This window comes from Paragemmobacter kunshanensis (assembly GCF_011059185.1).
GTDB classification, from domain to species: domain Bacteria; phylum Pseudomonadota; class Alphaproteobacteria; order Rhodobacterales; family Rhodobacteraceae; genus Paragemmobacter; species Paragemmobacter kunshanensis.
Window position 1 is genome coordinate 1 of record NZ_JAALFE010000051.1, and the last position, 8,497, is coordinate 8,497.

An 8,497-nucleotide genomic window follows, 5' to 3' on the forward strand; every position below is an offset into this window, starting at 1 on the left:
GTGGCGGAGGAAGTGCAACAAATATCGAACTCTCTCTCGTGCCAGTGTCGAGCTCTGACGGATGCTGCGCAACCGCTGTGGACTGGCAAGCGATGCTCAAATGTACCGCCACCATCCCTGGCGGTTCCCATGGTGGTAACGGTTGCACGCGCTCCATGGCCGCGTCGACCAAAACCGACTTGATACCTCTTATTCCGGTTTACTCGGTCAAGACCCCGTGCAAAAGTTAGACATGTGCGGGCACGCTGGACCTGGAAAGGTCGATCCATGACTGATCGTTGGCTCTCCGTTGAGGAGATCGCAGATTACCTCGGGGTCAGCCGGGACACCGTGTACGGGTGGATAGCCAAGCGAGAGATGCCCGCGCACAAGGTTGGGAGGCTTTGGAAATTCAAGTCTGACGAAGTTGATGGATGGGTTAGGACCGGCAGGGCGGCAGATGATTTCAAGGCGTGAGCCCATAGTCGCCAAGGGAGATTGAGTTCAGATGAGAGACGTAGCGTGCATTGACCTCTTTTGCGGTGCTGGGGGGCTTACCCATGGCCTGCAACGAGAAGGCATTAATGTTGTCGCTGGCGTCGACGTCGAAGAGACTTGCCGACATCCTTTCGAGTTCAACAACTCTGCTGAGTTCATCAATGAAGACGTCAGCAGAGTTTCTGGTGGTCGGTTGAAGGAACTTTACGGCAGCGCAGAGATAAAGGTCCTCGCAGGCTGTGCTCCCTGCCAGCCCTTTTCCACTTACTCGCAAAGGTACGATGTTCTGAGCAGTCCTCGCTGGGGGCTTCTCTATCAGTTCGATCGTCTTGTGAGGGAGTTGCAGCCGGAAATCGTGACTATGGAGAACGTTCCGACTGTCGTGAAGCATACCGTCTTTGACGATTTTTCGGCCTCTCTCGAAAGCCAAGGCTACGTCGTCCATCGAGGCGTAATTGACTGTACGAGGTATGGGCTGCCGCAAACCCGGAAACGCATGGTCTTGCTCGCCTCTAGGCTGGGACCGATCCACGTTATCGAACCAGATGGGCGTAAGGTTAGCACAGTTCGCGAGGCGATTGGGAGGCTTCCGCCAATTTCCCATGGCGAGAGCCACGATGCAGATGCGCTCCATACCGCCTCAAGGCTGTCTCCCCTGAACATCGAACGCATTCGTGCCTCAAAGCCGGGCGGGACTTGGCGAGACTGGCCGGCAGACCTCGTTGCCGACTGCCATCGAAAAGAAAGCGGGAGAACTTATCCGGGCGTTTACGGCCGCATGGAGTGGGACGCTCCCTCACCGACGCTCACGACCCAGTATTACGGGTTCGGGAACGGTAGGTTCGGTCACCCGGACCAAGAGCGGGCAATTTCACTACGTGAGGGAGCAATCTTGCAGGGCTTCCCCACGTCCTATTCCTTTGTTCCCGAGGGCGGCTCGATCCATTTCAAGACGCTTGGACGCATGATTGGCAATGCTGTGCCGGTTACTCTTGGGGAAGTGATCGGTCGGAGCATCAACAGACATTTGATCGAAATGTATCAGGCGCGGCCTGAAAACAAGGAGATGGCCCCAAAAGATGATAGTCGCTCAGCCCTCGTCGCCTGACGTAAGCCGAAGGATGGCCCGCGTGCGACAGAAGGGCACGCGTGCGGAAATCGACCTCCGCAGAGCTCTGCATGCCAGAGGGTTGCGTTATCGACTTCATGTTCCGCTCCTGACGAAGCCGAGGCGTGTCGCCGACATTGTTTTCAGCGGCGCGAAGGTGGCCGTCTTCGTCGATGGATGCTTCTGGCACGGGTGTCCTGAGCACGCCTCATGGCCGAAGAACAACGCCGACTTCTGGCGCGAGAAGATCGAAACCAATCGATCCAGAGATGCCGATACGGATCAGCGACTGCATGCCCTCGGTTGGACGACGGTCCGGGTCTGGGAACACGAAGACGCCAGCCAAGCCGCAAGCCGCATCGCCGAACTTGTCGATGCTCGAAGAGTGAACAGGACCCATCCATGTCGATGACAACGGCTGAACTCACCGAAGCAGTAGCTCACACCACCGCACCAGAACCGGGTCAGCTGGTCGAAGCTCGCCGCCGCCAATGGATCGTCTCCGAGGTCGAAAGCGGTTCGGTTGCCCCCGGACTTCCCAAGCGGCATCTGGTTCGGCTCGCATCCATCGACGAGGATGCACTGGGTGAAGAGATTGAAGTGCTCTGGGAACTGGAGCCCGGAGCTCACGTGATCGAGCGGGCCGGGCTGCCACGCATGACCGGTCTGGATGACCCTTCGACGCTTCAAGCCTTCCTTGATGCGGTGGTTTGGGGGGCTGCGACGAACGCCGATCGCGGCTATCTGCAGGCGCCATTCCGCAGCGGCGTCAGCATCGAGGACTATCAGCTGGATCCGCTCGTGCGTGCGATCGACATGGCGCGCACAAATCTTCTGATCGCCGACGACGTCGGCCTCGGGAAAACCATTGAGGCAGGGCTTGTCGTTCAAGAGATGCTCCTGCGTCACCGCGCCCACACGGTCCTTGTGCTCTGCCCTGCCTCGTTGCAGGAAAAGTGGCGCGCCGAGATGCAGGAGAAGTTCGGACTCGAGTTCCGGATCGTCGACACGGACTACGTCAAGCGTCTGCGCCGTGAGCGAGGTCTCCACGCCAATCCCTGGACGTCTTTTCCCCGTCTCATCACGTCGATGGACTGGGCCAAGCAGGGTGAAGGCTTGCGTCTTCTGCGGGACGCATTGCCCCCACATGTCAGCCATCCCAGGAAGTTCGACCTGCTGATCATCGACGAGGCTCACAACGTCGCGCCGACTGTCGGACGCTATGCTGTCGAAAGCCTCAGGACACGACTGGTTCGTCTGGCCGCGCCACACTTCCAGCACAAGCTGTTTCTCACCGCCACGCCGCACGACGGTTACACCGAATCCTTCACCGCGCTTCTCGAACTTCTCGACGATCAGAGGTTTGCGAGAAATGTCATGCCCAGTGACCCTCAGCTAGCCCGAGTGATGGTGCGTCGGCTGAAGAGCGATCTGGTCGATGCGAAGGGCAAGCGCATCTACCCCGAACGGCGGCTCGAGGCGCTGCCAGTGGAGTATGGCGAGGACGAGAGGGACGCCAGGCGGCAGCTGGAGGCATACATCAAGAGCCGCGAAAGCGGTGCTGATGGAGGGCGGGCCGTCGATCACTTCGTGCACCAGTTGCTGCGCAAGCGCCTCTCATCGTCGCCCGCAGCCTTCGCAGCGACACTGGAGCGGCATATCGCGACGATCGAAGGTCGGGCGGATAGCGATCGCAGTCAGAAGAAATTCGATGACCGCATCCTTCGGCGGGCGATAGCGAAGACCGAGGAAGACTACGCAGACGACGCACAGCGGGACGCAGCCGAGGCCGAAGCGATCGAGGAGGCGGGCAAGCATGTCCGGCCACCGACCCACGAAGAACGCCGGATGCTCGACCGATTGCGATCCTGGGCCCAACAGGCGGCTCGTCGGACCGATGCCAAGGCCACTGCCCTGCTAGGTTGGCTGGCCAGTCACTTGAAGGACGGCGACAGGTGGACGAACGAGCGGGTGATCCTGTTCACTGAGTATCGCGCCACTCAGCAATGGATGCAGGAGATCCTCGCATCTCACGGCTTCGGGGGCGAGCGATTGGCTCTCATCTATGGAGGCATGGATCCGAAAGAACGCGAGGGCGTGAAAGCCGCGTTCCAGGCCAACCCCACGGAATCCCCGGTGAGGATACTGCTGGCGACCGATGCCGCCTCCGAGGGCATCGATCTCCAGAACCACTGCCACCTGATGATCCACCTCGAAATTCCCTACAACCCGAATGTGATGGAGCAACGGAACGGCCGCATCGACCGCCATGGGCAACGCGGCAGCGAGGTCGTCATCTGGCACCCGGTGGATGCTGAAGGAGGCCACGGCGACGATATCCTGCGCGCGCTTCGCAAACTGGATGCGATGCGCGCCGACATGGGGAGCGTGAACCCGGTCATCGCGCCTCAACTGCCAGACCTTCTTGAAGGGCGCCGCCGCGATCTTGACACCAGACAAGCCGAAGCCCGGATGGAGAAATCTCGCCGCTTCGTGAAGGCGGAGCGCGACCTACGCGAACGTGTGGCCAAACTCCATGATCGGCTGAACGAGACCCGGCACGAACAGAGCCTCGTGCCCGATCACATCGAGCGTGCGGTACGCACTGCGCTGCGTCTTGCAGACAAACCCGACTTGGAGCCCATTTCTCTTGGCGGTGCACCAGACGGCACGGTTTTCCGAATGCCGCCGCTCTCGGGTTCCTGGTCCCGATGCCTTGAGGGTCTCGAACACCCCTACACACAGAAGGTCCGCCCGATAACCTTCGACCACGAGGTCGCCAAAGGCCGTGATGACGTCGTCCTCGTCCACCTAAACCATCGGCTCGTCCAGATGAGTCTGCGGCTCCTGCGCGCGGAGATCTGGGCCCGTGACGACGTAAAGAAGCTTCACCGCGTGACCGTCCGGTCGCTTCCGGATGGGCGGATCGAGGGACCGGCCGTGGTGGTGATGTCGCGGCTCGTCGTGACCGGCGGGAACCATCATCGTCTGCACGAGGAGCTCACGGAGGCTGGCGGCTATCTGCGCGATGCCGGTTTCCGGCGAGAGGAACGGGTCACGGAGGTCCGACGATGGCTAGAGGAGTCGCACCCTGCGGACCTTTCGGATGCGACGTTCGACGCCTTGAGGACGCGCTTCGACAAACAGCGTGATTCCGTTCTGGCAGCCGTCGAAGCACGCTCGAAAGACCGGCTACGCTTCCTCGTGAACACGATCGAGACCCGGAAGCGCAAGGAGGCCGAGGACATCCGCCAAGTCCTGGACGATCTCGAACGAGCGCTGAAGACCGAGATCGCGGCGGAACAGCAACCCGTACAGCTCTCTCTTTTCTCCGAGGACGAACGCACTCAGCTCAAACGTGACCGTGCGGCCCTTGAAACACGCCTGGCCCGGATCCCGAAGGAGCGCGAGCAAGAGCTACGCGCGATCGAGGAACGGCACTCCAATGCCGTCGAGCATACCTTCCCCGTAGCCGTGGTGCTGCTGGTTCCGAACTCCCTCGCGACGGAGAAGCGCGGATGAGCAACGATCACGAGTGGCTGAACCTCGTCGAAGTCTCAGGGCCCTTCCTGGCGGTTCCCGTGCTGCGGGATGTCTTCCCGCAAGGCCTCGAAGCTCTGCCTTCCGGGCGGCCTCAGCGGCTTCGTCGGACCTATGAGGAATGGCGCGATGCCGTCGACATGGATGACCTCGACCTTCCAGCGCTGCACGCCGCCTGGATCGACGACGTTTTTGTCACCGCGCTGGAAATGGATGAGACGGTGCTGCACAGGGGCGCGAGACTGCCTGAGAAGCTGACTGTCTCGATGCCCGAACACGGGGTCACGGTCGCGCCCGATCTGGCGGTCGTGAATCCAACGAACTCCGAAGAACCACTCCTACTCATCCACGTCTATGAGCCGGACACCGATCTAGACGCGACGCGCCGTTTCGATGGCCTCGCGATCACCCCAGGCGACCGGATGGTCGCACTGCTCCGGGCAACGGGATGCCCCACCGGGATCGTCACCAATGGCGAGCGCTGGATCCTCGTCCATGCGCCCGTCGGCGCCGTGGCAGGCTTCGCGAGCTGGTATGCGCGCCTCTGGGGCCAGGAACCGGAGACTCTGCGCGCCTTCGTCAGCCTTCTGGGCGTCCGCCGCTTCTTCGGACCCGACGAGGGCAAGCTGCCGGCGCTCTATGAGCGGTCCCTGAAGCACCAGGACGACGTGACGGAGGCGCTGGGAGAACAGGTTAGGCGCGCTGTCGAAGTGCTCGTTCAGGCGCTCGACCGCGCCGATCAGGATCGCAATCGCGAACTCCTGCGCGACGTCGATCCGCGAGAGCTCTACGAGGCCGGTCTTACGGTCATGATGCGGCTCGTCTTCCTGCTATCGGCCGAGGAACGCGCCCTGCTGCTGCTCGGCGATCCCCGTTACGACTCCTTCTATGCCATCTCCAGCTTACGAATGCAGCTGCGTGCGGATTCCGAAGAAATCCTCGAGCGTCGCCGCTCTGCTTGGTCTCGGCTGCTCGCCCTGTTTCGTGGCGTGTATGGCGGTATCGATCATCCGACGCTGCGCCTGCCAGCGCTCGGTGGTTCGCTGTTCGACCCGGATCGATATCCGTTCCTCGAAGGGCGAAAGAAGGGCACGAGCTGGCGGAGCAATCCGGCCGAGCCGCTGCCGATCGACGACCGCACGGTTCTGCTGCTGTTGGAAGCGATCCAGACTTTCGAAGGCCGCACGTTGTCCTACCGCGCTCTCGATGTAGAGCAGATCGGGCACGTCTATGAAGGTCTCCTCGAGCGTACGGTGAAGCGCGTCGACGACGTCACGCTGGAACTCGACAGCGGCGCAAAGGCGAAGAGCCCGCGCGTCACGCTGGGCGAAATGGAGTCGGCGCGGCTGGATGGCTCGGCAAAAGTAGCCGAACTCCTGAAGGAACGCAGCGAACGCTCGGAGTCCGCCATCCGCAACGCTCTGGAGCGGTCTGCGGACGATCGCCTCGCCGCCCGTCTGCTCACCGTCTGTCGTGGCGACGTCGGTTTGCGAGATCGTATCCTGCCCTACGCGCCCCTCCTGCGGACCGACCCCTGGGGCTATCCGCTCGTGCACCACAGGGGCGCCTTCGTTGTCGTGCTCGGCGCCGACCGACGCGAGAGCGGCACGCACTACACACCCAAGAGCCTGACCGAGAAGATCGTCGCGGAAACGCTGACTCCGGTTGCCTACAGCGGCCCGGCCGAAGGTAAGGCGCCCGAGGAGTGGGAACTGAAGGGCGCGGAAGACCTGCTGGACCTGAAGATCTGCGACCCTGCGATGGGGTCCGGGGCCTTCCTGGTGCAGGCGTGCCGTTGGCTCTCCGACCGCCTGGTCGAGGCCTGGGCGGTGGCCGAGGCCAATGGCAAGCGGATCGACAGTGAAGGACGCATCTTCGATGATGCAACCGAGGGCTTCGATCCTCTATCGCAAGACGTCGAGGAACGCGCGATCGTCGCACGTCGCCTCGTGGCGGAACGGTGCCTCTACGGCGTCGACAAGAATCCACTCGCCGTGGAGCTGGCCAAGCTCTCGCTCTGGCTCACCACCATGTCCAAGGGGCGGCCCTTCGGCTTCCTCGACCACAATCTGCGCAGCGGTGACAGCCTCCTCGGGATCCATGACATCCGACAGCTGACCGAACTTAACATGGCCCCGAAAGGATCGACGCAGCTCAGGTTGTTCGGGCGGAGCATTCAGGCTGCTGTGGACAAGGCCATCGCACTGCGCACCCGCCTGCGCTCCATCCCCATCCGGGACATCGGGGATGTGGATGCGATGGCCGCACTCGATGCCGAGTCACGGCGCGCGCTTCTCTTGCCGCAGGCTGTGGCCGATGCCTTCGTCGGGATCATTCTGGCGGAAGCACGCGCGACCGAACGCGCAGACCGGTTGCAGGCGCTCGAGGCCCTGGCAGATGCGGCAGCAAACGGCACCGTGGCCGCGATGGATCGGATTCTACGGGATGCAATGATCGACCTAGGCGTTGATGCGCCTGATGGGCAAACACGTGATCCGTTTCATTGGCCTCTTGAGTTCCCAGAAGTTTTCTCCGCACGCAAATTCGGATTTTGCGCGATTATCGGAAACCCACCATTTCGAGGTGGCCTGATGATTACTAGGGATTTTGGATTCCCATATACTCAGTTCTTGAAAGCAATCACGTCAGAGGCTGGCGCCACGACTGATCTATGCGCATACTTTTTTCGCCGTGCAGTCTCGCTTATTGCGGAAAGTGGTGCAGTTGGTATCATAGTTACCAATACTATATCCGAGGGAGATACTCGGGCCGCAAGTCTCGAGGTGGCAGTTCCAGCGATTGGGCGAATTTTTTCTGCGGATGCATCAATGCCTTGGCCTGGAACCGCAGCTCTACATGTCAGCATTGTACACTTCATCAAGGGAACTTGGGCCTCCCACTGCAAGTTGAATGGGGAAGATGTAAAGCACATAAACTCTAGCTTAAGGGCTGGGTCGGATTTTGAAAAGCCGAGCCGCATCGAAACTCCAGTAAAAGCATTTCTCGGCACAACAGTTTATGGGAAGGGATTTTTCTTAGATCGAGAAGAGGCAGCCAGCCTGATATCCATGAATGCAAGCAATAGCGCAATCATCAGGTCTTTTTTGAACGGTGAGGATGTTCTTAGTTCCCCCAATCCTGCTCCGTCACGGTTTGTATTTTGCTTTCAAGGGATGGGTCTCGACGAGGTTCGGCGAGATTATCCAGAAGCCTACGAGTTGGCCAAAGAAAGAATATTTCCCGAAAGGCAAAAGAGTTCAAGTAAGGCTCGGCGCGAGAAATGGTGGCTATACACCCGCCATCGCCCAACTCCTCGTCGAAGGCGGGCGCCGCTATGCCCTGCTGAAATCGGGGGAAAAGATCCCCGCCGAC

At 60.8% G+C, this 8,497-nt stretch carries 5 protein-coding genes; all 5 read left to right on the plus strand.

Going from position 1 to position 8,497, the window contains the following annotated elements; translation table 11 throughout:
• The first annotated feature begins 267 nt into the window (after positions 1-267).
• Positions 268-456: a methylation-associated defense system helix-turn-helix domain-containing protein MAD1 gene (gene mads1, locus G5V65_RS21110; RefSeq protein WP_165054474.1), complete on the plus strand. Its 189-nt coding sequence runs from the start codon at positions 268-270 to the stop codon at positions 454-456.
• Between the two features lie 31 nt (positions 457-487).
• Positions 488-1,585 (plus strand): DNA cytosine methyltransferase, encoded by a 1,098-nt coding sequence (locus G5V65_RS21115; protein ID WP_165054477.1) that lies wholly within the window; start codon positions 488-490, stop codon positions 1,583-1,585.
• A 13-nt stretch (positions 1,586-1,598) separates the two neighbouring features.
• Positions 1,599-1,997 (plus strand): very short patch repair endonuclease, encoded by a 399-nt coding sequence (locus G5V65_RS21120; protein ID WP_165054480.1) that lies wholly within the window; start codon positions 1,599-1,601, stop codon positions 1,995-1,997.
• A complete protein-coding gene (gene drmD / locus G5V65_RS21125) occupies positions 1,988-5,107 on the plus strand; it encodes a DISARM system SNF2-like helicase DrmD (RefSeq protein ID WP_241250694.1) in 3,120 nt (1,039 codons plus the stop codon). The genes G5V65_RS21120 and drmD overlap by 10 nt, the downstream gene beginning before the upstream one ends.
• Positions 5,104-8,497, plus strand: a 3,394-nt coding sequence (locus G5V65_RS21130) for an Eco57I restriction-modification methylase domain-containing protein (protein WP_206526923.1), incomplete at its 3' end; no start/stop codon positions are given. The genes drmD and G5V65_RS21130, both read left to right, overlap by 4 nt.

Bases quoted from the DNA above. Each gene is read 5' to 3' on its own strand.
- mads1 (WP_165054474.1), top strand. From the start codon at position 268: ATGACTGATCGTTGGCTCTCCGTTGAGGAGATCGCAGATTACCTCGGG.
- G5V65_RS21115 (WP_165054477.1), top strand. From the start codon at position 488: ATGAGAGACGTAGCGTGCATTGACCTCTTTTGCGGTGCTGGGGGGCTT.
- G5V65_RS21120 (WP_165054480.1), top strand. From the start codon at position 1,599: ATGGCCCGCGTGCGACAGAAGGGCACGCGTGCGGAAATCGACCTCCGC.
- drmD (WP_241250694.1), top strand. From the start codon at position 1,988: ATGTCGATGACAACGGCTGAACTCACCGAAGCAGTAGCTCACACCACC.